At 69.8% G+C, this 22,276-nt stretch carries 19 protein-coding genes and 1 pseudogene; 5 read left to right on the forward strand and 15 right to left on the reverse strand.

What is annotated here, in order from left to right; translation table 11 throughout:
* Positions 1-407: 407 nt before the first annotated feature.
* Complete coding sequence (locus tag ABZZ74_RS44560; protein ID WP_356949849.1) at positions 408-767, reverse strand: hypothetical protein; 360 nt, start codon at positions 765-767, stop codon at positions 408-410.
* A gap of 94 nt (positions 768-861) precedes the next feature.
* Between ABZZ74_RS44560 and ABZZ74_RS44565 the strand changes: the two genes are divergently transcribed.
* Entirely contained in the window at positions 862-1,104 is a 243-nt protein-coding gene (locus ABZZ74_RS44565) for a DUF6207 family protein (protein WP_356949850.1), read from the forward strand.
* A 146-nt stretch (positions 1,105-1,250) separates the two neighbouring features.
* Here ABZZ74_RS44565 and ABZZ74_RS44570 read toward each other — a convergent pair whose 3' ends face one another.
* Complete coding sequence (locus tag ABZZ74_RS44570) at positions 1,251-1,763, reverse strand: beta-ketoacyl synthase N-terminal-like domain-containing protein (protein ID WP_356949851.1); 513 nt, start codon at positions 1,761-1,763, stop codon at positions 1,251-1,253.
* A 449-nt stretch (positions 1,764-2,212) separates the two neighbouring features.
* Between ABZZ74_RS44570 and ABZZ74_RS44575 the strand changes: the two genes are divergently transcribed.
* The 3 genes from ABZZ74_RS44575 to ABZZ74_RS44585 are packed head-to-tail and all read left to right on the forward strand — an operon-like array spanning position 2,213 to position 6,545.
* Positions 2,213-3,364 (forward strand): tyrosine-type recombinase/integrase, encoded by a 1,152-nt coding sequence (locus tag ABZZ74_RS44575; protein WP_356949852.1) that lies wholly within the window; start codon positions 2,213-2,215, stop codon positions 3,362-3,364.
* Entirely contained in the window at positions 3,361-5,979 is a 2,619-nt protein-coding gene (locus ABZZ74_RS44580; RefSeq protein ID WP_356949853.1) for a site-specific integrase, read from the forward strand. The genes ABZZ74_RS44575 and ABZZ74_RS44580 overlap by 4 nt, the downstream gene beginning before the upstream one ends.
* Positions 5,976-6,545, forward strand: a complete 570-nt coding sequence (locus ABZZ74_RS44585; RefSeq protein WP_356949854.1) for a DUF6262 family protein — start codon at positions 5,976-5,978, stop codon at positions 6,543-6,545. The genes ABZZ74_RS44580 and ABZZ74_RS44585 overlap by 4 nt, the downstream gene beginning before the upstream one ends.
* Here the strand turns inward: ABZZ74_RS44585 and ABZZ74_RS44590 are convergent.
* The 12 genes and pseudogenes from ABZZ74_RS44590 to ABZZ74_RS44645 form a co-directional block, all read right to left on the reverse strand.
* Positions 6,546-7,193: pseudogene (locus ABZZ74_RS44590) on the reverse strand (WYL domain-containing protein); the annotation flags it as partial. It lies immediately after the preceding gene.
* A gap of 309 nt (positions 7,194-7,502) precedes the next feature.
* Positions 7,503-8,960 carry an aldehyde dehydrogenase gene (locus tag ABZZ74_RS44595; protein WP_356949855.1) on the reverse strand — a complete coding sequence of 486 codons (1,458 nt, stop codon included), beginning with the start codon at positions 8,958-8,960 and terminating at the stop codon, positions 7,503-7,505.
* Positions 8,961-9,073: 113 nt separating this feature from the next.
* Positions 9,074-10,402, reverse strand: coding sequence for an ABC transporter substrate-binding protein (locus tag ABZZ74_RS44600; RefSeq protein WP_356949856.1), 1,329 nt, complete (start codon positions 10,400-10,402; stop codon positions 9,074-9,076).
* The gene (locus ABZZ74_RS44605; protein ID WP_356949857.1) at positions 10,399-11,589 is read right to left on the reverse strand and encodes a branched-chain amino acid ABC transporter permease; all 1,191 of its coding nucleotides are present in this window, start codon (positions 11,587-11,589) and stop codon (positions 10,399-10,401) included. Before ABZZ74_RS44605 ends, ABZZ74_RS44600 begins: the two co-directional genes overlap by 4 nt.
* Positions 11,586-12,512, reverse strand: coding sequence for a branched-chain amino acid ABC transporter permease (locus tag ABZZ74_RS44610; RefSeq protein ID WP_356949858.1), 927 nt, complete (start codon positions 12,510-12,512; stop codon positions 11,586-11,588). Before ABZZ74_RS44610 ends, ABZZ74_RS44605 begins: the two co-directional genes overlap by 4 nt.
* Positions 12,513-12,619: 107 nt before the next feature.
* Positions 12,620-13,351 (reverse strand): ABC transporter ATP-binding protein, encoded by a 732-nt coding sequence (locus tag ABZZ74_RS44615; RefSeq protein ID WP_356949859.1) that lies wholly within the window; start codon positions 13,349-13,351, stop codon positions 12,620-12,622.
* The gene (locus tag ABZZ74_RS44620) at positions 13,348-14,103 is read right to left on the reverse strand and encodes an ABC transporter ATP-binding protein (RefSeq protein WP_356949860.1); all 756 of its coding nucleotides are present in this window, start codon (positions 14,101-14,103) and stop codon (positions 13,348-13,350) included. The genes ABZZ74_RS44615 and ABZZ74_RS44620 overlap by 4 nt, the downstream gene beginning before the upstream one ends.
* A gap of 61 nt (positions 14,104-14,164) precedes the next feature.
* Positions 14,165-15,208, reverse strand: a complete 1,044-nt coding sequence (locus ABZZ74_RS44625; RefSeq protein ID WP_356949861.1) for an amidohydrolase family protein — start codon at positions 15,206-15,208, stop codon at positions 14,165-14,167.
* Between the two features lie 104 nt (positions 15,209-15,312).
* Positions 15,313-16,830 (reverse strand): aldehyde dehydrogenase family protein, encoded by a 1,518-nt coding sequence (locus ABZZ74_RS44630; RefSeq protein WP_356949862.1) that lies wholly within the window; start codon positions 16,828-16,830, stop codon positions 15,313-15,315.
* Positions 16,827-17,612, reverse strand: coding sequence for a nuclear transport factor 2 family protein (locus ABZZ74_RS44635; RefSeq protein WP_356949863.1), 786 nt, complete (start codon positions 17,610-17,612; stop codon positions 16,827-16,829). The genes ABZZ74_RS44630 and ABZZ74_RS44635 overlap by 4 nt, the downstream gene beginning before the upstream one ends.
* A gap of 21 nt (positions 17,613-17,633) precedes the next feature.
* Entirely contained in the window at positions 17,634-19,115 is a 1,482-nt protein-coding gene (locus tag ABZZ74_RS44640) for a carotenoid oxygenase family protein (protein ID WP_356949864.1), read from the reverse strand.
* 20 nt (positions 19,116-19,135) lie between these two features.
* A complete protein-coding gene (locus tag ABZZ74_RS44645) occupies positions 19,136-20,596 on the reverse strand; it encodes a benzaldehyde dehydrogenase (protein ID WP_356949865.1) in 1,461 nt (486 codons plus the stop codon).
* 132 nt (positions 20,597-20,728) lie between these two features.
* On the opposite strand from ABZZ74_RS44645, the gene ABZZ74_RS44650 reads away from it, so the two are divergent.
* Complete coding sequence (locus ABZZ74_RS44650; protein ID WP_356949866.1) at positions 20,729-21,511, forward strand: IclR family transcriptional regulator; 783 nt, start codon at positions 20,729-20,731, stop codon at positions 21,509-21,511.
* 434 nt (positions 21,512-21,945) lie between these two features.
* Here the strand turns inward: ABZZ74_RS44650 and ABZZ74_RS44655 are convergent, their stop codons facing one another.
* Positions 21,946-22,224, reverse strand: a complete 279-nt coding sequence (locus ABZZ74_RS44655) for a VOC family protein (RefSeq protein ID WP_356949867.1) — start codon at positions 22,222-22,224, stop codon at positions 21,946-21,948.
* Positions 22,225-22,276: the final 52 nt, after the last annotated feature.

A 22,276-nucleotide genomic window follows, 5' to 3' on the forward strand; every position in this document is an offset into this window, starting at 1 on the left:
GCAGCTCACCCTCGACGCGAGTGACGACAAGCCCCTCGCGATCGAAGCCGTCTCCGATCGCGCCCGCGCCCGCTTCGGGCACCAAGTGCTCTACCCCGCCGCCCTCGCCATCGGCTCACGTCGCTCCTCAGCTCGGCACCGGGCCCAAGGCAGTCGTCCCGAAGGACCGCGTGCGACATAAGCGCGACAGCGTCAGGCAACGGTAGGCACCCCCTGCCGAGGAGCGGCGATGACTCAGGACAGCTATCGGGACCTGCTTGTCCCGGATGACAGCGGACGGCCGGTACGCGAGGAAGTCGCCCGGCTGATCTATGCCTTCGACGCGATTGCGGACGAGCGTCGCACACGCGCGGGCTACCTCCAGGCGGCGGACAACGCGCTCGAGATCCTCAGCCGGCGCGAGCTCCTCAAGCCAGAGGCAGCTTACCGAGCGGCCGACCGCGCTCGGTCTGAGCCTCCAGCAGAGCGGCCACGTCCGGAGTCCTCGTGAAGACGGGGCCGTTCCAGTGTGCCGGGACCGCCACGGGCGCGAGGTCCACCGCGGTGCCGTGGACGCGTGCGGCGTCGAAGAGGGTCTGCAGCATCTGCACGCCCGCCAGGTCGAGCGCGCCAAGCCGGGCGTGCCACGTCTGCGTCTCCGGCTCGTACGCGGCGATCTCGCGGAGCTTGTCGAGTTGCTTCTGCCACTGGGCATCGGCGGCCGGCGCTGTCTGGATGGTGGCCTCCAACACCCATGCGTTGTCACGGAAGTTCGGCGAAGTGGTCATGTAAGGGACGGTAGACGTCGGCACTGACTCGCCCGGTCGGGTGAATCCGGAGCCTGCAGAGAACCCCGGCGGGCACGAAGACGTACTGACAGGCGTGGAACCGATCCGAGAAGTGCACCTGTCCGAACCCGGCCTGCTCGTCATCGACGTGGCGGGTTTCGACGACGCTACCGTCCTCGCCTTCCAGGCCGCGATCGCCCGGACCTGGGGAACCGCGCCTGCCGAATGCACCACCCGAGATGCCGGCCAGCCGGGTGTGCGGCTGCGGATGTACACCGATCTGCGGCAGGTCCTCGAGGAGGCTTCCCCGCCCGAGCGGGTGTCGGCGGGGACATAGTGAGGCGTGGTCCGTCACCACGGGGGGAGTGACGGACCCGCCCGGGTCCACGGTGCCACACCAGTCCCAGGTGCGCGGGGTCTTCGGGTGAAGTCGCCGTGGGTCAACTCGACGTCGGGCGAGCGGGGGTCGTTACGTGCGGGCCTTCAGTAGGGCGAGGACGGCGGCCGTGTACGCGCGGGATCGGTCCCGGACGGCGAAGTAGTCGGTGTGCAGTTGGTCGAACTCTTCGTCCCGGCCGGGCTGGACGCGCATGCCGCTGCCGCGGCCAAGGACAGGCCGCGGATCGGTGGCAGCGATCGCCGTCCGAAGGCCGTGCCGTCGGGGATGTACGCCTCGTACAGGCTGTCCCGTTTGCGGTAGCCCACCCGGCTGGCCTGCAGCAGCCGTGCCTGCTTGGCGACCTCCTGCACCAGCGGGTCGTCCGACCCGGCCACGTCGTCCAGGAACGCACCATGGCGGACGGTCCTGCTCAGCACCGAGGTGTTGCGCGGATCCGCAGCGTACTCCGCCCATCGTTGCTCAGGCATGGGGGAGATGACGTCCCTGCTGCTGATCAGCAGGTTCCAGTAGTCCGCCGGGGACTCGACGCCACCTGGAAACCGACAACTCATGCCGACGATCGCAATCGGCTCGGGCCCGGGGGCCTCAGTCCTCACCGAATTCACTTTGCTGTCCTTCGTACAGGCCGGAACATCGTTCCCGACCACTGCCATCACTTGGTTGCGCGGAGACGAGTGCTTCGTACGTGGAATGGAGTACCAGGCCCAACACCTGCTGTCTGGAGGGGCCCGTAGTACCCGGTGGGGGCGCTACTGGTGGTCGTTCACCTGGCGGCTGTGGAATTCGGGGCGGAACTCGGGGACGGGGCCCCAGAGGCTTGCTGCCCGGCCGTAGTCGTCCCACTGGTCGCGTGGCTTTGCCGGGCCGTCGTGGAAGATTTCCTTTACCGACTGTGCTGTGAGTGTCGGGGTCACTCGTCGGGGTGGTCCATAGGGCTTTCGCGTTCTCGTTTACCGATCTCGGCAAGGCTGTTCGTCGCGTCGGGATGGGGCTGGAGGGGCATGTGCGGAGCGGGATTGTCCTGGATGACATTCGTGTCCAGGAGATGGTCCGAGGGGACGGGAGCCGGGCGTACACGATCGTGTGGCCGGACCTGACCGTGGACGAGGAGGCGGACTGCTTCCTCTGCCAATACGAGGGTTCGGGGACGCAGAAGACGTACGCGTACACCCTTGTCGATCACCTGCGGTGGCGGGTGCGCGAGGGGCTGACGACGGCGAAGGTCTCGCTGTCGGATCTGCAGCGGTACATGGGGGCGGTCGGGGCACGGGTGCCGATGCCGTTCGGAGAGCCGTGGCGGATGCCGCCGAAACGTCCGTACGGCTCCGACGCCCTCAAGGTCACGGCCGCCTGCCTGAAGGGCTTCTACCTGCACCAATGCGCCCGACAGGGGGTGAACCCGGAGCTGAAGGCGGCCTTGGACAGCCGGCGGCTGCCGACTCAGCCGGACCGGGACCGAGTCCTGCTGGGGCACGTGGTGACCTCGATGTCGGCCAACCCTCTGACGCCGCCCGGCCGTTCGCGCCGCCGGCACCCCAAGATGCTCCCGGATGGGGCGAGGCCCGAGCTGCTGAGCGAGGTCAACACGGCCCGGGACGCGATGGTGGTGACCTGGCTGTCCGACACGACCCTGCGGATCGGCGGGCTAACCGGGCTGCACCTGGTCGACCTGCACCTGCGGGAGAACGCGGCCTGCGGCGAGTGCAAGAGTCCGCACGTTCACGTGTGTCACCGCGGGGCCAACCCGAACCGGGCGGCGGCGAAGAAGAAGCCCGAGTGGCAGCTGCAGGACGGGGTGATCACCGGCGGGGAGATCTACCGGGTGAGCCCGGCGATGATCAGCACCTACTTCACCTACATGACCACCGAGTACACGAAGTACGCCACCGGGCACGGGATGCTGCTGATCCAGCTGCACGGGTCGAAAACCGGTGATCCGTGGACGGCGGACGCCGCCCGCGGCATGCTGCGGCGGGCCGGGAAACGGGCCGGTCTTCCCGGCCGCATCAAGCCGCACCAGTTCCGGCACAGCACGATGGGCAAGATCCTCGACGCGTCGGGCAACGACCCGCTGGTGGCCAAGGAGGCGGGCAACTGGGCCTCGATGAGGATGGTCGACGAGGTCTATGGCCATCCCGATCAGCACTCGCCTGGGTTCGTGGCCGCCTTGAAGACCGTCTGGGGTGAGGAGGAGTGAGTGCTCCCGCCCGCCGGCTGCTGCCCGTGCTGTCGCCGTCCTCGGTTCCGAGCCGCACCACCGGCGACCGGTTGGAGTTGCTGACCGCCCTGCTCAACGCGCCGACGTTCGACGCCGTCTTCCGCACGGACGTGATCGACCTGCCCGGCGACCACCCCGTCTATGCCTGGGAGTGCGGCGTCCCGCGGTGCGAGCGGCCTCTGAACCCGGGCACCGAGTTCTGCCATATCCACCTACGCGACTGGGGCCGACAACGCCGGGAAGGCGTCAGCGTCGCCGAGTTCCTTCGCACCGCCCAGCCGTTGAAGCAGACGTCCTGGAAGACGCCGCCGCCCTGCCGGATCTGTCGCCATACCCCGTCCTGGAGTCCGGACCGGCTGTGCCACATGCACGCCACCCGATGGCGCCGAGCTCAATATCCGCACCTCAAAGGGGGTGCTGTCCCGGACTTCGATGAGTGGGCCGCCAACCAGCCGGTGCTGCCCTCGTTCGGGCAGTGCCAGGTGGCGCCATGCCCCGAGGCCGCGGTGCATGCGCTGGGACTGTGCCGGCGCCACCGGCTCCTCTACAACCGCGCCGGGTGTCCCGGCGGAGCCCGGCTTCCTCATCACTGGGGCCGGCTGGCCAACGAAGGACACACGTCCGGTCTCGTCAGCTACCAGGACGAGGCCGCCTTCCGGCGATGGTGCTGGGAGACCGCGCCGATCATGCGCTCTCACGGCAAGGTGTCACTGCTGGGCCTGAAACCTTTGGTCAAGGCCGAGATCCAATGGGCGATGTTCCACCACACCCAGACTCCGACCCAGGGCACGAACTGGGCACTTCCCTGGATCCAGCACCTTGCCGAGACCTGCCGGGCCGCCAAGGCGGACTCCCTGGCCGACCTCGACCTGGACACGTGCAACCGCCTCGTCCGCCAGGTGGGCACGGCGATGCTCGGCTACCTGCGACTGGTCTACTTCACCCGCGAGGACACCAAGGACGCCGGGTTCATCGAGACCGAACACTTCGGTGTCCGCTTCCCCCACGCCGGCAGCAGAATCGACCTGAGCCGAGTCACACAGCGCTGGCTGCGGGACCTGCTCTGGGACTTCCTGGCCGCCCGGCTGAAGACGAACCCGCCCCGCAGCCGAACCAGTTTCGATCAACTCCGCAGGGGATGCGTAGAGTTGAGCGCCTACCTCGAAGGTTTCGTGCCGGGCGGGGGCCACGACCCCACGGCGCTGGCCGAGTCCCATGCGACCGACTTCGTCACCGATCAGCGGCACCGAGCCCGGCATGGCCTGAAATCTCTCGGCGTCCACCATCATCAGGGAGATCGTCGGTCTCGACATGCTGGTGAGCCCTCAATCGCCACCGCTGGAACCCTCTCGACCGTCTTGATGAGTGTTCGCCGCGTCCTGCGCGAAGCACTGGAGACCGGTGCTTCTGACAAGATCGGACTGGACCGGGGCTTCATCGTCGCGATGCCGAGGGCCACGGCCCTAACGGGGCGTCGATCGCCGTTCCCCGACGACGTCGCCAGGGCCCTGGCCCACCCGACCAACCTGGCGAACCTCGAAACGTTCGACATCAACAACCGCGGACTCCGGGACGCCTGGGAAACTCTCGTCCTGGTCGGCCGCCGCTGCGGAGAGGTCCTCAACGCCCGCCTCGAATGCATCGGCCGGCTCAACGGACTGCTGACGTTCTGGCACGACCAGACCAAAGTCGGCAACTACGACGAGGCCATCCGCATCCCCGAACGGCTCTACCAGCAGATCGAACGCCGCCAGGCAGTGACTATCGCCCGCTTCACCCAGCCCTACGGGCAGCCCCCAACACCGCCTGAGCGCCTGCAGATTGCCCTGTTCCCCCGGCAGCACAGCAACCGCAACCTGCTCAAGGGCGCCAGCTACGGGTGGTTCCACAAGCTGTTCCGCGACTGGGTCGCCACGCTCGACATCGCCCACTGCGTCCCCCACCAAAGCCGGCACACGCTGGCGACGAACCTCCTGCGCAACGGCGCCGACCTCATCCACGTCAAGCGCTACCTCGGGCAGGTCTCCGAGCGGATGGCCGAACACTACGTCCACCTCGCCAACACCGATCCCCGCCTCGAGCAGGCCCTGCAGACCATCTGGGTTGCCGGCCCCGGATCGGACGAGCCCGGACTGATCCTGTCCGGCAGCGAGCCCATGTCCAAGGAAGAGGCCGAGGCCCTCGCCATCGATCTGACGCGCCGGTCCACCCCGGCCGACGGCGGCTTCTGCACCTTCCAGCACGTCGTCGACGGCGCAGCCTGCCCCTTCAACCTCAACTGCCACAGCTGCGAGAACTTCGTGATGTCGGGCGCAGACCTCGTCTACTGGCACCGCAAGCGCGAGCAATGGCGCATGCTCGCCGAACGCGCGCCCGACAGTGCGACCGCCGACTACCTCCACGAGGTCTTCGAGCCCACCGCCCGCGCGATCACCGGCCTGGAACGGGCACTGGAAGCCGTCGGCCTCCTGGACGAGGCCCTCGCGCTCGACCTCCGCCGCCCCCAGGACTACTTCGGCCGCGTCTGGTCCACCGCTTTCCGAACCACGGACCTCACCGAGCCACCGGAGATCGAAGACGGTGATGCCGCATGACATCCGCTGCCGACTCCCCAGCGGCCGCGATCGCCGCTCGCCGCCGCCAGACCCGCAACAAACTGACCCAGCTTGAGAAGGCCATCACGCAGCTTCGCCGCGAACGCAGACGGCTCAACGTCCGAGCCATCGCCGAGCGCGCGGGAGTGTCGGCCACCTTCTGCTACGAGAACACGGACGCACGAGCCCTGGTCCAAGCAGCCGTCACCGACGCCCGACAACGGCGTGATCAAGGAGCCCAGCAGGAACACGAACGCATCGAAGCCTCCTGGCGCGAGCGCGCACTCAACGCCGAGGAGACCCTCACCCGCACCCAGAAGACCGTCTTCACCCAGCGCAAGCGGATCGGCGAACTGATGGGCCAACTCCGAGACGTCGAACAGACGGCTCCCTCAGACTCCGCCCCGGCCCTCCGCACCGAGAACGCTTCCCTCAAGCGCCGCCTGGACGAGGTGACCCAAGAGCACCGCTCACTCCAGGAGCGACTCGAAGGCGCCCGTTCCAACCTGCGGTTCGCCGAGAGACGCATCGCGGACCTGGAAGCCCAACTGCTCGAAAAGAACTAATCATGACGAAGTCCCCGGGTCGGCGTCGCCGCTCGCCAGCAGCCGGGGGTGACCGCTCCCGTTGTCCGCGCACAGGTCCCGGGCACGACGCAGCAGTGCCTCCCGTACATCGTCCGGAGACAGGACCCGGAGCGGGGTAGCCAAGCTGAGCAGGTATCTGGCGAGCCCGTCCGCGTCGGGACCGCCGATGTCGACGATGGTGGCGTTGGGGCCGTCCGGGCGATGAGTGCCGACAGTCAGCGGGACCACCCGCAGGGCTTGGTCCATGGGCAACGGGAGGCGGACGCACACATAGAGCAGGTAGGCGCCGTTTGCGATGGATCGGGAGACAAGCAGTACCGGGTCGGGCGGGTCGAGGAGTTCCACCGCATGCCCGGTTGGCCGTATGTGAGCCACCCGGTCGGCCCGGAACGTCCGCCACTCGCCTCGCACCACATCCCGGGCCACGAAGTACCAGCGGCGCCCTGTGTGCACGAGGCGGTACGGGTCGACGTCCCGGACGGTGGCCCTCCCTTCCCTGTCGCGGTACGACAGGTGGGTGCGCTCGCCCCGGCGGCACGCGGTGGCGAGTTCCAGCAGCCTGGCGGGCGCGATCTGCGGCTCGTCGGGCCTGGGAGTGTGGACAAAGGCAGCGTCCATCTCACCAAGTCAACCGCGCCATGGGATGGGTATTGCGCCGCACGCCCTGACAGCGCGGCACACCACGGGACCGGCACCGGCCGTCCGGTACCGGGCTGGGATCCGGGCCGTCGATAGCGCAGAAGGTGCCTGGCGGTGATGCACCCGAGGCACATCATCCCAACCGTCCGCGCCACAGCATGCCGCCGTTGGTCATCCGGTCAGACCCACATCCGTGCACCGCCCGATTCGGTGGGCGGTGCGCGGACACTGAACGGGCCCGATGGCCGACGCTCTCCTCCCCACAGGATGTACACCAGCAGACGCGCGAACCCTCGGTCAGATGTAAACCGATTTGGTGACCCGGTACGCCTCCAGGCCCTCAGGGCCGAACTCGCGGCCGGTGCCGCTGTCCTTCATCCCGCCCCAGGGCGCGGAGAGGTCGGGCGGGTAGCCGTTGACGCCGAAGGTCCCCGTCCGGACGCGGCGTCCGACGTCCAGACCGTGTTCCGGGTCGGCCGTCCAGACCGTGCCGGCGAGGCCGTACGCGGAGTCGTTGGCGATCGTCACGGCTTCCTCCTCGTCGGCAGCGCGCAGCACGCACACGACGGGGCCGAAGATCTCCTCCTGGGCGATCCTCATCCCACTGCCGACCTCGGCGAAAACGGTCGGCTCGTGGAAGTAGCCGGTGTCCGGGGCGGCCGGCCGACGTCCTCCCGTGACCAGACGGGCGCCCTCGGCGATGCCGGAGGCCACGTACTCCTCCGTCTTCGCCAGTTGGCGGGCGCTGACCAGCGGGCCGGCCGTCGTCGCCGGGTCCAACGGGTCGCCTAGCACCTGAGCGCGTGCCACGTCGGCTAGACCGGCGACGATCTGGTCGTAGCGGCCGGGGGTCGCAACGACGCGGGTCATGGCGAAGCAGGTCTGCCCGCTGTTGAGGAAGGACAGGAGGCCCAGGCCGCCGAGGGTCTGCTCTAGGTCGGCGTCGTCCAGGACGATGGCCGCGGACTTGCCGCCGAGTTCGAGGCTCACCGGGATGAGCCGCTCGGCGCAGGCGGCAGCGATGATCCGGCCGGTGGTGGTGGCACCGGTGAAGGCCACTTTGTCGACGCCGGGGTGCCGGATGAGGGCTGACCCGGTGGCCGCACCGCCCGGTACGAAGTTGAGGACGCCGGGTGGCAGGCCCGCCTCCTCGGCGATCCGGACCAGCAGGGCACCGCTGAGCGAGGTCTCCACCGCGGGTTTGAAGACGACGGTGCAGCCGGCCGCCAGGGCGGGCGCGATCTTGGTCATGGCCAGGAAGACCGGGTAGTTCCACGGCGGGATGACGGCCGCCACGCCGAGCGGCTCGCGGCGCACCACGGTGCGGCTGCCGGGTCCGACGGGGGTACGGGTCTCCTCCTCTTCCAGGGTGCGGGCCAGGCCCGCGTAGTAGCGGAGGATCATGGCAGGGCCGTCGGCGTTGTTGATCCGGGAGAAGCCGAGTGGCATTCCCATTTCCCGGGTGACGAGCCGGCTCATGTCGTCGGCGTGCTTGTCCAACGCGTCGGCGAAGCGGTCCAGGGCGTCGGCACGTTCGGCGGGCGTGCTGCGGCCCCAGGGGCCGTGGTCGAACGCCTCGCGCGCGGAGGCGACGACGGTGTCGACGTCGGCGGCGGCTGCGAGGACGATGCTGCCGAGCGGCTGTTCGGTGGTGGGGTCGGTCAGGGTGGCTGTCTCGGCGCAGATGGCGGGCTGCCATGCTCCGCCGGCGTGGATCTGTGTGAGCTCCTGGGCGGAGTCGCTGGTGCGGCTCATCACGGGGTGGCTCCTTCCGGAAGGTCGGCGCATGCCGGCGGAGGCATGGCGATTGTCATCGGTCGCCTGGCGAGTATCGGTGGTCGCCCGGCGAATGTCAGCGGCCGCACGGGTCAGCCGAGGGGGGTGTGCCCTTCGAGGTCGAACGTGGTCGAGGTCGACTTCCAGCCGTTGGTCTTGGCGGAGTACCGGTCGACGCGTCCGGCTTCGAGGAGAACCGGGTCGGTGGCGCCGTCGGTCCGCTGGCGCGGGGAGATCGACAACGGGCGGGTCACCTTGGTGTGCCAGGCGGCCTTCATCAGGTTGACGCGGGTGAGGCCGCCCTTCATACCGGCCGCGTCCTTGAGGTTCTGCACCAGAAGGACGCCGAAGTTGTAGCCGTCCAGGGCGTTGCCGATGGACGCCTGGGCCTTGGCCCCGAGGGCGGCCATGTCCTTGCGGTACTGCTTCATCGCCGGGTCGTCGGCGTAGCGCGGGTCGGCGGGGTCCTTGCGGAACATCGGCGCCACGACGCCGTCGCCCGCCGGGTCGACCGGAGTGATCCACTGGGCGGCGCCGTTGCAGGCGGAGTTGACGGCGACGATGCCCTTGTAGCCGGCGGTGGCCAAGGCCTTGAGGAAGCCCGGGCAGTAGTTCGGCAGGGTCTCCAGGAACACCGCGTCGGGCTTGGCCGCGACCATGGCGGCCACCGGGCCGTCCACGCTGGTCGCGCCGGCGGCGATGGACTGGTTCGGCAGGACGGTCAGTCCGGCCTTCTTGGCCAGGGCCGGGAAGGAGGCGTGGAAGTCCGTGCTGAGGGCGTCCGGTCCGGTGAGTTCCATGACGGTGCCGCTCGGCTTGGTGGTCCTGATGTAGTCGACGACGGCCTGGGCCTCCACGGCCGCGGGGGCGATGCCGAGGGTGGACCACGGGTGCTTCTCGGGGTCGGTCAGCCCCTTCGTGGTGCTGGTGATGGACCACAGCTGCGGTGTGCAGGTCTTCTCGGCGACGGGCTGCGCCGCATTGATCTGCGGGGTCCCGATCTGGTTGACCGTGGCGAGGACGTTGTCCTTTCCGGTGAACGTCTGCGCGTTGGCGAGGGCTCGTGCCGCGTCGAATGCGTCGTCCCGCGTGATCAGCTCGATCTTGTGCCCGTCGATGCCGCCCTTGTCGTTGACGGCCTTGAAGTACGCCTTCATGCCCAGGGCGGTGAGCCCGGCGCTGGCGAGCGGGCCGCTCATCGGGGTGCTCATACCGATCTTGATGGTGGCGCCGTCGGCGAGGGGCTTCGAGGCGGAGGCGGGGCAGGCTGCTGCGGAGTTCGCTTCGGCCTTTCCGCCGGCCGATTCCCCGGCCGAGCCGGCGGCGCTGCGGCTGTTGCCGCAGGCGGTGCCGAGCAGGGCGATGGCGACGCAGAGGGTGGCACTGCGCCACAGGTTCTTCGAGGTGACGGAGTCGTTCATCGGGTTCTCCTGACGGGGGCGGCGGAAACGGGTGTGGGCGGGGAGGCCGGATCGGCGAGGGGCGTGGTGTCGGGAGCCTCGGGGGGTGGCTCGGTCACCTCGCGTGGTACGAGGCGGAGCGCCCTGGCCCGCAGGCGGGTGAGGAACGGGGCGATGCCCTCGGGCATCGCGAAGACGGCGGCGATGAGCAAGAGGCCGTAGACGGCGTTGGAGAAGAGTCCGGGCTGACTGGAGACGGCGGCCAGGCCGGGCATCGAACCCGCCCAGTCGGCGGTCCACTGGGGCAGGAACACCATGGCCGCGCCGCCGATCCAGGCCCCGGCGACGGTGGTGGAGCCGCCGAGGACCATCGCCGTGATGAACAGCAGGGTGATCTGGAATCCCACGGTGCCGGGGCTGACCGTAGGGGTGATCAGGATGTAGAGGGCGCCGCCGAGGGCACCGTAGGCGGCGCTCACCGCGAACGCGCCGGTTCTGACGCCGGCCGGCCACACACCGCAGACCCGGGCGGCCGTCTCGTGGTCACGTACGGCGATGAGGGAGCGCCCTGTCCGGCCTCGTACCAGCCCGGCAGCGAGCCAGAACAGCACCCCCGCGACAGTGGCGGCCACGAGGTAGCGCCAGCCGAAGTCGGTGACGTTCAGGCCGAACCAGGCCGGTTTGTGCCAGCCCACGTCGGTGGTCTTGCCCCCCACTCCCCCGGTGCCCAGTTCCAGGGCGAACGGCTGGGTGAGGAGGACGGGGAAGGCGACACCCACGGCGAGGGTCACCACCGCCAGGTAAAGGCCGCGCAGCCGCAGCGCGGGAATGCCGACGAGGAAGCCGAGCGCCGCGCCCGCGACGGCGGCGGCGGGCACGGCCGCGCCCCAGGGCCAGCCTCGGTCACCGCAGAGCACGGCCACCGTGTAGGCGCCCGCGCCGAAGAAGGCCGCGTGTCCGAGCGAGACCTGGCCGGTCCAGCCGGTGACGAGGTTGAGGCCGAGGACGGCGACGGCGTACGGCACTACCTGGGCGATCGGGGTGAGGGCCGCATCGTTGAGCAGCAGGGCGGGCACAACCGCGCAGACGACGGCGAGCAGGAGGCCGATGCCCTGCCACAGCCGGTGGCCCAGCGAGCCGATGACCACGTCCTTGGGGAACCCGGTGAGCTGGGAGACTTCAAAGGACTTGGCGGGCTTGGCGGTCATACCCGTTCCACCTTCCGGGTTCCGAACAGGCCCTGGGGCCTCACCAGCAGGACGGGGAGGATCACGGCGAGGGCCAGCAGCAGGCTGAGGTCGCCCTGCATCGCGGTGAACACGCCGGGTACGAGGGCCTCGAGGGTGCCCAGCAGCAGCCCGCCGAGCACGGCCCCGGCGGCGCTGTCGAACCCGCCGAGGGTCGCCGCGGCGAGGCCCATCACCAGCACGGAGCCCATGAGGTTGTAGTCGAGGGTGCCGGTGGTCTGGGAGACCAGCACGGCGGCGAGGGTGCCGACGGCCGCCGCCGTTCCCCAGCCGAGCGTGAACATCCGGCGCACCGGAATACCCATCAGGGCGGCTGCCTCCCGGTGCGCGGCGACCGCACGGTAGCCGAGCCCGAGCCGGGTGCGGTGCAGCGCCACCCACACCGTGCCGCCGACGGCCGCGACCACGGCGAGAGTGCCGATCGCGGAGTAGGCGAGCCGGTACGGCGGCGGGCCGGACAGCAACTCGATCCGGTCGCCGAGGCCCGTGGGAAACAGCCCGACGCCGGGGAACGGCTGGGTGCCCCAGATGATGGCGTTGGCGGCGTTCAGACCGAGGAAGAGGGCCAGTGTGGCGAGCAGCACCGGGAAGATGCCACGCCGCTCCAGCGGCCGGATCACCGCCCGCTCGACCGCGCACCCGAGGGCGAACGACGCGGCCAGGGCGATCGGCAGCGCGGCCCACAGGGCGAGCCCGGCGTGGCGCACGGTGTGGAAGGTGAGGGCGCCGGTGACGGCCATCTCGCCCTGGGCGAGGTTGACCTGCCCGGTGGCGCGGTAGAGCACCACCACAGCCAGGCCCACGAGCCCGTACAGGCTGCCGTTGACCAGGCCCCCGGTCAGCAGTGTCAGTAGGTATGCCGGATTGGCGGCGTCAGGACTCATGGAGGTCTCCCTTGACGGCCTGAGTCGGTGGCAGGCTCGGTGGTTCGGCGGCCGAGGGGCTCCCCGGCCTCATGTCCCTCGCGGGCGGCAGTGGCCTTGCCGGCCTCTCAGTAGCCGAGGTAGGCGCGGCGCAGTCCGTCGTCCGCGCGTACCTCGGCGGCGGTGCCGGTGCGTACGAGGCGGCCGGATTCGAGGACGTACGCCCGGTGCGCGAAGGCGAGGGCGAGTTCGGCGTTCTGCTCGACGATGAGCATGGAGGTGCCCTGTTCCCGGTTGATTTCACCGAGTTGGTCGAACAGCCGCCGGGTGATGATGCGCGCCAGGCCGAGCGACGGTTCGTCCAGCATCAGCAGCCGGGGCCGGGACATCAGGGCGCGGGCGACGGCGAGCATCTGCTGTTCTCCGCCGCTCATGCCGCCGGCCTGCTGGGTGCGGCGTTCGGCGAGGCGGGGGAAGACCTCGTACCAGTGCGCGAGGTCGGTTTCCACGCCGGCGCGGTCACGGCGCAGGTAGGCGCCCGCCCGCAGGTTCTCCTCGACGGTCAGTTCGCCGAAGACGCCCCGGCCCTGCGGGACGTGGGCGACGCCGAGTCGTACGGTGTGGTCCACGGGCCGGCCGAGAAGGCGTTGTCCGTCGAGGACGGCCGAGCCCCGGGTGCGGACCATGCCGCTCAGAGCCCGCAAGGTGGTGGTCTTCCCGGCACCGTTGGCCCCGAGGAGCACGACCGCCTCGCCCGCCTCGACATGGAAGTCCAGGCCGTGCAGCACTTCGCCGGATCCGTACGACGCGTGCAGCGCGGAGACTTCGAGACGGGCTCCGGAGGCGGCGAGGGCGGTCATGCGGCACCTCCCAGGTAGGCGTCGATCACGGCGGGGGCCTGGCGGACCTCGTCGGGGGTGCCGTCGGCGATCAGGCGGCCGAAGTCCAGGACCACGACCTTGTCGCTGGTGTCCATCACCAGCCGCATGTGGTGCTCCACCAGCAGCACGGACAGCTGGAAGTGCTCGCGCAAGGCCCTGATGGTGCCGCCGAGGGCGTCGACCTCCTCGTGGGTGAGGCCGTTGGCGGGCTCGTCCAGGAGCAGCAGCCGGGGTCCGGCGGCGACGGCGCGGGCCAGTTCGACGCGTTTGCGGGTGCCGAAGGGCAGGCCCTCGACCGGGGCGAGCGCGAGGTGGTCCAGGTCCAGCAGGCGCAGGATGTCCATGGCGCGGGCCCGCTCGGCGCGGCCCGTGGCGGCCGTTCGCCACCGCAGGGCCGCGGCCGGCCAACTGCCCCCGGACCGGGAATGGGCGCCGGTGAGCACGTTGTCCAGCACGGACAGCCCGGGGAAGAGGGCGACGTTCTGGAAGGTCCTGGCGACGCCGGCCCGGGCGATCCGGTGGCCGGGCAGTGCGAGCAGGTCCTGTCCGTTCAGGCGGGCCTGGCCGGAGTCGGCCGGGTACACCCGGCTGATCACGTTGAACAGCGTGGTCTTTCCCGCGCCGTTGGGGCCGATGAGGCCGCAGACGACTCCGTCCGGCACGTCGAAGGACACCCCGTCGAGAGCGGTCAGGCCGCCGAAGCGGACACGGATGTCTCTTATTTCGAGCATGGCGGGGCCAAGGGGATGGCGTGCATGGGTACCTCGGGAGGAAGTGAGAGCCTCAGGAGCCTCAGGACGAGGGCGGCAGACCGAAGACCTTCTCGGCGTTGGTCTGGTACAGAGCCCGCAGGGCGGCGGCGTCGATCGGGAGCCGGTCGTGCACGCTCACCTCGGTGGGCGCACTCTGGTACGGGTAGTCCATCGCGTACAGAACCCGGTCGTCACCGAGTACCTGGCGGGTGAAGAGGATGGCGGGTTCCCAGGCCATGCCCGACGTGGTGACCCAGATGTTGCGGCGCAGGTATTCGCCGGGGGCCAGTTCCAGTGCGGACAGGTGGGGGAAACGCCCGGAGCGCAGGCTGGCGGTGTGCATGAAGTCGATGCGGTACGACCAGAACGGCAGTGCCTCGCCCAGGTGGCCGACGACGACCCGCAGCCGGGGGAACCGGTCGAACACGCCGGAAGTGATCATGCGGAGCAGGTGCAGTCCGGTCTCCACCGCGAAACCGAACACGGCGCCGTCCAGGCCGGCTTCGAGCATCGGCTCGATCATGCGCGGCGAGGGTGTGTTGGGGTGCAGGTAGATCGGCGTATCGAGGGCTTCGGCGGCTTCCAGGACGGGCCAGAACTTCTTGTCGTCCAGGTACTCGCCGCGGGTGTGGGAATTGATGATCACGCCCCGGAATCCGAGGCGGTTCACGCCTCGTTCGATCTCCTCGGCGGCCCGCTCGGGGTCTTGCGGGGCGATGGCGGTCAGGCCGGTGAATCGGTCGGGGTGGCGGCGGCAGGCGTCGGCGAGGACGTCGTTGGCCGCAGCGGCGATGGCGGTGCCTTCGGCGGCGTCGAAGATCTGTGTGCCCGGGGAGGTGAGGGCGATGATCTGGCGGTCGATGCCGGTGGCGTCCATGTCGGCGATGCGACGTTCGCCGAGGTCCTCCAGCCGCTCGACGATCTGCCGGGCACGTGGGCTGTCACCCATGTAGAAGCCCCAGAGGCTGTCGAAGCCGGGGTCGCCCGAGGAGCCGTCGGCGAGCATGCTGCGCCAGCGGGTGATGAGTTCCGGCGGCGCGAACGCCTCCTCGGTGGCGATCCGGAGATATCCCTGGTCGGTCATGCGGTTCCTTTCAGGGCAAGACGGCATGACGGCATGACGCAGTCGTCAAGGCATGTGAAGAGAGCTTGGGAGAAGCCACGCCCCGGTTGTGTGACCGGAACCGATTACGGCTGTCGCCGAAGCCGAAGTTGGGCGAAGTGGCCGAGGCCGGGCAACGCGCCGTGGTCGTCGGCGCACACGACGGCCTGGGGTTCCATGCAGGCGCGTACGGAGTCGATGCCGTGGGTGCGGCCGATCCCGGACTGCTTGACCCCGCCGAAGGGGACGCTCATCGGGGAGGCGCCGACCCGGTGGACGTTGACGAAGGCGGTACCTGCCTCCAGTCGCCGGGCCACCCGCAGGGCGTGGTCGGGGTCGGCGGACCAGACGGATCCCGCGAGGCCGTACTCGGTGTCGTTGGCCTGGCGGAGGGCCTCGTCCTCGTCGTCGAAGGCGAGGACAGGGATGATCGGCCCGAACTGCTCGTTGGTGACGAGCTCGGCGTGCGGATCGATACCCGTGACGACGGTGGGCAGTTGGAAATGGCCGCCGTCCCAGTTCGCGGGGTCGCGTTTGACCCCCACCGTGGTGACCTTGGCTCCGCGGGCGTCGCTGTCCGCCCGGAGCCGTTGGGTGCGTTCCCAGCCCTCGCGGGTGGTGAGCGGACCCATCGCGGTGTGCGGGTCGAGGCCGTCGCCGACGGTGAGCTGCGCGGCGAGGTCGGTGAACGCCTCGACGAACTCGTCGTGCAGCGAGCGGTGTACGTAGACGCGTTTGACGTTGTAGCAGACCTGCCCGGAGGCGGCGAAGACTCCGGCGACGAACTCCCTGGCCAGGGCCTCGTCGATGCGGGCCGACTCCAGGATCAGCGCGGCGTCGTTGCCGCCGAGTTCCATACCGACGCTCTTGACGGTGGCGGCGGCGGACCGCATCACCTGCTGCCCGGTGGCGATGCTGCCGGTGAACAGGATTCTGCGGATCAGCGGGTGGGCGGTGAGTGCCGCTCCCGCGGCGTCGCCGAGACCGGGGACGCTGCCGATGACACCGGGTGGGAGTTCGGCGGCGAGGACGGCCAGCGCGCGAGACAGTGCCAGGGGGGCGATCTCGGGCGGTTTGACGACGATGGTGTTCCCGGCGATCAGGGCCGGGCCGAGTGCCATGAAGGTGAGGAGGACCGGGGTGTTCCACGGTGAGATGACCGCGACGGGGCCCATCGGGAGGTGCCGTATCCAGCCCCGGCCGAAGGTCACGGGGGCGGCTTCCTCTCGGTCGACCTCGTCGGCGAGGGAGGCGAAGTACCGCAGCAGCGCCGCCGCGCCGGCGGCGTCGGCACGCGACTCGCCCATCACCTTGCCGACCTCACGCGTGATCAGGCGGGCCTGGTCCTCCCGTATTCCGTCCAGCGCGTCGGCGGCGCGGAGCATGGCCGCGGCGCGCTCGGCGGCGGGCAGGGCCGCCCATGCGGGGAAGGCGTCGACGGCCGCGCGGGCCGCGGCGTCGACCTCCTTCTCGCCGCCGAGGGCGTGCTCGCCGACCACCTCGTCGGTGCGGGCCGGGTTGACGACGGGCGCCGTAGGGGTGGGCAGTTCCTCGCCGCCGACCAGCACGGGGGCGACGTGGGTCTGGTCGGTGCCGGTCGTCATGAGCTCTTCCACGGTTCGCCGGTGACGGGGTGCGGATAGTGGAAGTCCATGACCGCTGTGTTGGGCCACAGTTCGCGGGTGTCGTCCTGGAGGATCTCGTCGGCGCCGAACTCGTCCTGAGGGTAGAGGGAGTTGGGCGAAGGGACGAAGTCGAGCGGGGTGTGGGCCCAGCCGTCGTCGAAGGTGCCGTGCCACAGCGGCCGGTAGTTGAGGGTGCGGATTTTCCAGACGCCGTCCTCGCGCACGTACTCGTTCTCGTACATGCCGCCTTCCCACCACTGCTTGGCCCGGCCCCGCCCCTTGCGCGGGTCCTCGACGCTGTCGTGGACGCCGGCCTGCATGAGGGTGCGGAAACGGCCGTGTGCGTGGTTGCCGTCGTCGTCGATGTGGACGACGTCCTGCATCTGCGGATGGTCGAGGAGGAAGCCTGGCATGGGGCCGTTGCGGCCGTCGGTGAACAGGGAGCGGAAGCGTCCTGTGTACAGACGGCGGGCGCCCGCCTTGCCGCGGTAGACGGCGTTCATGAAGATCACCGTGCAGTCCTCGGCGAACAGTTCCACGACCTCGCTGTAGAGGGTCTTGTCGAGGTAGTAGCCGTAGGCGTGCTGGAGGTTGCGGATGGCGAGGGTGGATTCCAGGGCGTCGACGCGGCGGGCCAGGCTTTCGACCGTCGCCGCCAGGGCCGAGGCCTCCGGGTATCCCGACGTCTCCGGGTATCCCGACGTCTCCGGGTTTCCCGATGTCTTCGGTGTTCCCGAGGTCTCGGGGAGGGTGCTGGTCACGAGGGGGCTCCTTGATGTGGGTCAGTCGGCGCGCTGGGCCAGTTCGGAGGCGTCGAGCCAGTTGCCGTGCAGGCCGTACGGGAGGCGGATGGGCAGTTTGACGGTCGCGACGGGCGGCGCGTCCAGGCGCTGGGCGTCGAGGATGAGCAGGTCGCTGCGCATCTCCGCGTACCGGCCGACGATCGCCATGACATAGCCCTCGCCCTCGGCCGCGTCGGGCCGCGCGGGCACGAAAAGCGGTTCGTAGAAGCAGGAATCGGGTCCCGCCCAGCGGGTGGTGGTACGCCTGCGGTCCAGGTCGACGGCGCCGAGCCAGCGGAATCCCATGCCGGGGCGTTCGTCGTCCGGTACGTGGTTCAGGGCCAGGACACCCCAGTGATAGGGCAGGGTCTCGTAGCGGTCGTCCATGCGCGGGAACTCGCCGGAGCAGTCGGTCAGCCGGGTCTCGGTGAAGTCGTCGCCGCCGTCCGTGCCGTGGCCGCCCGCGCCGGGGTCCGCTGCGGTGTCGATGGTCCACCGGGACAGGTGGCCCTTGGCGCGTTCCGGGTCATAGGGGGCGCCGGACAGGTCGGGGAACCACGGGAAGTAGTTGGACTGGGCGACGGGGGTGTCGATGTGGAGGTACCGGCCGTCGTCGTAGGCGCCCATGATGTGGCTCGCGAACCGGTTGGACCCCCGGTACCAGCGCACCTGCCGTCCGGTGCCCTTGCGGGGCAGGACCCCGAGGAAGACGTCCTTGTCCGGGTCCCAGCCGAAGTGCGGCTGTCCGGTCTTGAGGCGTTCCATGTCGCTGGTAAGCGGGATGACGGGGAAGACGACGAAGTTCTGTGTGACGGCGAAGTCGTGGACCATGGAGGGGTACGGAGCCTGGAACCACGTCTCGTGGATGACGCGGCCGTCGCGGTCCATCTCGTAGTACACGATGTCCGGGGTGGTCTCGCCTTTGGCGGCGAAGCCGAAGCACACCATCTCCCCGGTGCGCGGGTCGAGTTTGGGGTGGGCGGTGAAGGTCTGGCCGGTCAGCGCGCCGTCGTAGGTGTACTCGCCGATGGTCTCGAGTGTGTCGGGATCGATTCGGATCGGCGGGCTGTCCTCCTTCAGGGCCAGCAGTTTCCCGGCGTGCCAGTACAGGTTGGTGTTGGCCACGCCGCGGACCATGCCGGTGACCGACGGGTCGTCGGTGAAGGGGTTGCGGTACGCGCCGAACAGGGCGCGCCGCGCGGCGCGTTCGGCGTTGAAGCGGGGGGTGCGGACGTAACGGCTCTTGTAGTCGACGTGGCCGGCCTTGAAACGGAAGGACGTCGCCATGCCGTCGGCGTTGAACGGGATGTCGCCCTGGACGAAGGACGGGAACTGACGGTCGCAGACGATCCGGTAGTAGGTGCCGTCCAGTTGCGGCGGGATCTCGCCCTGGCTGACTTCGAGGTCGTAGATGTCGGCCTCGACGCGCAGGGGGGCGTTGAAGCCGCTGAGCTGCGGGATGTCGGGGAACCTGGTGACCATGAGGGTGTGCCGCCTCGCGTCTAGAAGGGGTAGGACGGGAGGTCGCCGCGCACCGTCACCCACTGGGTCTCGGTGAAGGCTTCCAGGTTGGCTTCGTGGCCACCGTGCCGAGAGCCGGTGCCGGAGGCGCCGAGGCCGCCGAAGGGCACCACCGCTTCGTCGTTGATGGTCTGGTCGTTGATGTGGACCAGTCCGGTGGGGATGCGCTCGGCGAGCTCCAGCCCCTTGGTGACGTCGCGGGTCAGGATCCCCAGCGACAGGCCGTACTCGGTGCCGAGGGCGAGTTCGGCGGCCTCGTCGAGGGAGGTGAAGGTGACCACTGGGGCGACCGGACCGAACACCTCGGTGGCGTAGACGGGCGAGTCCAGCGGTACGGCGTCCAGGACGGTGGGGCGGTAGAACAGTCCGTCGTAGGTGCCTCCGGCGCGCAGCCGCGCGCCCGCGTCGATGGTCTCGGTGACTGCGGCGTGGATGGCGTCGCGCTGCACGGTGTCGATGACCGGGCCCATCAGGACGGTGCCGCTCGCGGGGTCGCCGACCGGCACCTTTTCGGCCCGGGCGGCGAGCGCCTCGGCGTATGCGTCGGCGACCGACTCGTGCACCAGGTGGCGGGCGGTGGCCATGCACACCTGGCCCTGGTGGAAGAAGGAGCCCCAGGCGCCGACGGAGGCCGCGCGGTCGATGTCCACGTCGTCGAGGACGATCATCGCGGAGTTGCCGCCCAGTTCCAGGTGGACCCGCTTGAGGTGCTCGGCGGCGGCGCGGGCGACAGCCCGTCCGCCGCGGGTGGATCCGGTGAAGGCGATGACGGGGACGCGCGGGTGGGTGACGAGGGCCTCACCGACGTCCGCGCCGCCGGGCAGCACGGTCAGCAGTCCGGCCGGCAGCCCCGCCTCCTCGAAGATCCGGGCGAGCACCACGCCTCCCGACACGGCGGTGCGCGGGTCGGGCTTGAGCACCACCGCGTTGCCCAGGGCCAGCGCCGGGGCGACCGCCCGGATGGCGAGCACGATCGGCACGTTGAAGGGGGATATCACCCCCACCACGCCGACCGGCAGGTGCCGGGCGAGGCTGAGCCGGGGCTGGGCCGAGCGCAGCAGCTGGCCGTACGGGTACGAGGCCAGGGCGGCGGCCTCGAAGCACTCCTGTGCGGCGGTGTGGGTCTCGAAGGCGGCTTTGCCGGGTATGGAGCCGGTCTCGCGGACGATCCAGTCGCCGACCTCCTCGGCGGTCTGCTCGAACAGCTCACCGGCCCGCCGCAGCACCGCCGCCCGCTCGGTGTAGGGCAGCCGCGCCCACTCCGGCTGGGCGCGCGCACTTGTCTCCACCGCGTCGGCGACGTCCTGGGGCGTGGCCATGCCCACTTGGCCCAGCTCCGCACCCGTGGCGGGCTCCGTCACCGCCCTGCTGCCGGCGCGGCCGTTGGCCCATTCGAGCAGCTTGATCCTGCCCACCCACGATGCCTCATCGAGCAGCCCCATTCGCTGACCATCCCTTCGACGCCTTCGATGAATGCGGAGAAACGGATCCAAACCAGTACGCGGCTGATCCGACTGCACGGAACGTACGACTGCTTTTCTCTCTGCGCAATACCTGTCCGCTAGACTTCTTCCATGCGGAAATCAGCCCCGGCTCGTACCCAGGTCCTGCAGTCGGCCGAACAGGCGCTGCGTCTGGTCCTGTTGGTGGCACAGCGCGGTTCCATCACACTCAGCGAGGCGGCCACGGAACTGGGCGTCGTTCCCTCCACCGCCCACCGGCTGCTCGCCACCTGCAAGCACGTCGGGTTCGCGGCCCAGGACCGGCCCGGCGGACCGTACTTCCCCGGACCGGCGGTACAGGAACTCGCCCTGGCCGCGAGCGTCACCGTCGACCTGCGGGACGCAGCCCGACCGGTCCTTGAGCGACTGGCGGCCGACTGCGGCGAGACGACCAACTTGCTGCTCCTGGAAGGAACCCGGGTGCGATTCGCGGAATCGCTGGAGGGCAGCCACTCGGTCCGGGTCGGCTCCCGGCTCGGCCTGGCACTGCCCGCACACTGCACTTCCGGGGGGAAGGCCATGCTCGCGGCTCTGCCACCGGAGGAACTGCTCAGGCGCTACCCCACACAGGAGCTTGAAGCGGTAGACGGCCACCCTCCCAAAAGTTGGCCCGCGCTGATGGAGGACCTGCGGCTGATCCGCGAGCGAGGGTGGGCCGTCAACCTGGGCGACAGTGATCCGAGCGTGGGAGGAGTGGGCGTCGCACTCCTGTCCGCCTCCGGCTACCCGATCGCGGCGATCACTGCCGGTGCTCCGCTGCACCGGCTCGGCACCGAAGCGCAGGCCGCCGAACTCGTCCCGGCCCTCCTCCGGGCCAGAGACGGGATACAGCGACGACTGCACGGTCAGGACTGACCAACGCACGGTCGACTGAGAACGATCAAGCCCGGCGGTCGCGTGCTGGTGACCGCCCGGTTTACATGTCCCTCGACGACTCCGGAGCGGAGCGGAGCTGGCTCCAGGGCAGGGTCAAAACCGGCGGTCACCGCGTCGAGGTCCTGGCGGAGGAAGCCCGCGAAGCCCTTCATGGGCTTCGGCGCGTCCTGCTCAGCCTGGCGGATCCACTCCAGCAGCAGGTATCCGCGCTGGTGACGGACCAGATCGGCGAACGCCTGGGCGAGATCGCAGGCCCGCGTGATGTCCGGGCAGGGCGAGCCGTACTCAAGTCGGCCCCGTCCACTTCGCAGTGGTGTTACGTACTGGGACCCCAGCCAGCGAAACGTGCAGCGCGGCGCTCTGCTTACACGCGGACAAGATCGAAGCCGCCCTGGCGGGGCACCCCGGAACCGTCACGGACATCCACGCGACGCATCGCCACAGTTCAGAGCCAATCCGCACACATTGAGAGTCGGTAAAGGCGACATCTCTGCGCAGAACTCGATCAGGTAGCCCGCAGCGTCGTGGAACATGATGAAGAGGGCGTCGCCGATTCCGTGCCGACTGGGGCCCCAGGCGACTGGTACGTCTTGGCGGGCGAAGTGGTCGCACCAGAGTTTGAACTCATCCCACCCGGCAGGGCTGACGCAAGGTCCGGGGTCACCCCGCTCAACGGAGCTTCGGTCTTCCACGTCACGGACCGCTCACCTGCGGCTGCGGCAGGACCGCAAACTCGGCCCGGCA

This window comes from Streptomyces sp. NPDC006476, assembly GCF_040612015.1.
Classification (GTDB): domain Bacteria; phylum Actinomycetota; class Actinomycetes; order Streptomycetales; family Streptomycetaceae; genus Streptomyces; species Streptomyces griseorubiginosus_B.